Below are 1,929 nucleotides of genomic sequence, written 5' to 3'. Positions count from 1 at the left end.
GTTTCTATTTTGGTAATGAGCCGGATAACGGCTGGGCGGAGAAGCAATATATCCGCTACGGCGACCCACGCCAAATTGGGGTCACACTAAACGTTAAGTTTATGTAATCCCTTAAGAATGATACATCAGATGTCAGGCTGTGCTCGCTCATTGCGCCACCGCCTGACGATTGCATTATTAGCATTTGACCTAAGGAGTGAAGATGAAACTCACCGCCGAAATTAGCATGTATCCCTTTAATGAAAATTATCTCGACCCGATCAAATGGTTTATCCACCGCTTGGACAGTTACCCAACGATTCAACGTGTTACCAATGCTATGGCGACGCAAGTGTGCGGCGACTATCAAGACGTGATGGCCATGCTGGCGACCGAGATGCAAGCCGCCCATGAAAAATGGGGCAAAGCGGTGTTTGTATGTAAGTTTATTGGTGGTGAGCTGAATTTAGCCCACAGCGAGTAACGCCCTGAGTTAACTTGAACGCTAAAGCTAAGTGGTTCAAGCAGGCGATATAGAGTGAGAGTAAGGCAATGACAGAATTATGGTTAACGCTGGTCAATAGTGTTAATGCTGCCCTAGGGGAAGTCCATGTGATGACCGCATGGGAAGCCTTAGCCGTGGTATTGGCCATGGCCTATTTGCTTCTGGCCATGAAGGCAAGCGTTTGGTGCTGGGCGGCGGCATTTACCAGCACGGCCATTTACACTGTCTTGTTTTGGAAAGTGGCACTGCTGATGGAGTCGGTGCTGAATATCTATTACATGGCCATGGCACTCTATGGTTACTGGCTCTGGACCCAAGGTGGCGATAAGCATCAAGGGGTGAAAGTGACTACTTGGCCGCTGAAAACCCATCTAAAACTGATTGTTGCGACGGGGATTATTTCCCTTGGCGTTGGCCATGGGATGGCAACTTTTACCCAGGCTTCCTTTCCCTATCTCGATGCGGCCACCACTTGTTTTGCGGTGATGACGACCTATTTAGTTGCCAAAAAAGTGTTGGAAAATTGGCTGTATTGGGTCGTTATCGATCTGATGTCGATTTACCTTTACCTCAGTAAGGGACTGATGCTGACCTCCTTATTATTCGTGCTCTATGTTGGCCTGGCGGTTGTAGGCTATTTCCTCTGGCGCGCCGCTCTTGCCGATAGCCGCAATCCCAACCTAGAGTCGAGCGCCGCAAAACTGCTCGGCTAACGGCGGCAGATATCAAAAGATGATGGCCAATACACAAGGGCTGCGAATGCCTAATAACCTATTCAACATGACTCTTGTGGTCTGCCGCTAATGCCGCCCATTGTTGATCAGAACAAGGATACACTGCTTGCGGTATTAGCACAGGCAGGGCTTACTGATATCACGCAAATTCAGCCGTTAGCGGATGGATTAAGTAACCACAACTACCATATCGAAACGCCGACGGCGCATTATGTCTTGCGAGAAAACGCCAATGCCGCCGACAGTTTTTGTTCGCGGGAGCAAGAGTTGTTCTATTGGCGCCATCTTGCCAAGGCAAAGCTTGCCCCCGAGTTGCTTTGGGTGAGTGGCGATCAGCGTTATTACCTAAGCCAGTTTATCTTCGCGAAATCTCTCCCAAGTCTTCCTTTAGCATCTCAGTTTACGCCGCTGATGGAGGATATTGAGGGCAGGGCAAATCTGCTTACCGAAAATCGTATTGCGGCAAGTGGTATTGATACACTTGAGCAGTCCGAGGTGCCAAGCGAGCCAAGTATGGCATCAGGTTATCAAGATCTGAGCTTGCAAGACCTGAGTTTGCAGTACGTAGCCTGGAAAGATCTAGAGTATCAATGTAGCGCGGCGACCTTTTGCTTGGGTGAAGCGCACATTGAGGCTTGGCTGCAATCTCATGCCGATATCAAGGGCGCAGCAGACCAGCCGGCTTGGTATCCGTCCGAACGGTTCCTCTTA

At 49.5% G+C, this 1,929-nt stretch carries 3 protein-coding genes; all 3 read left to right on the top strand.

Going from position 1 to position 1,929, the window contains the following annotated elements:
• The first annotated feature begins 202 nt into the window (after positions 1 to 202).
• A complete protein-coding gene (locus ACQY6Q_RS10855) occupies positions 203 to 463 on the top strand; it encodes a YkoF family thiamine/hydroxymethylpyrimidine-binding protein (RefSeq protein ID WP_011626476.1) in 261 nt (86 codons plus the stop codon).
• A gap of 68 nt (positions 464 to 531) precedes the next feature.
• Positions 532 to 1,197, top strand: a complete 666-nt coding sequence (pnuC, locus tag ACQY6Q_RS10850; protein ID WP_427981284.1) for a nicotinamide riboside transporter PnuC — start codon at positions 532 to 534, stop codon at positions 1,195 to 1,197.
• 90 nt (positions 1,198 to 1,287) lie between these two features.
• Positions 1,288 to 1,929 (top strand): phosphotransferase (locus ACQY6Q_RS10845; RefSeq protein WP_427981282.1); only part of this gene is annotated, 642 nt, incomplete at its 3' end.

The organism is Agarivorans sp. (assembly GCF_050295395.1).
In the GTDB taxonomy this organism is placed as follows: Bacteria; Pseudomonadota; Gammaproteobacteria; order Enterobacterales; family Celerinatantimonadaceae; genus Agarivorans.
The sequence above is the reverse complement of the archived record's forward strand: the minus strand, read 5'-3'. Positions and strand labels throughout refer to the sequence as shown.

What these genes read in the sequence shown, in the direction of transcription:
- ACQY6Q_RS10855 (WP_011626476.1), top strand. Translation starts at nt 203, where the DNA reads ATGAAACTCACCGCCGAAATTAGCATGTATCCCTTTAATGAAAATTAT.
- pnuC (WP_427981284.1), top strand. Translation starts at nt 532, where the DNA reads ATGACAGAATTATGGTTAACGCTGGTCAATAGTGTTAATGCTGCCCTA.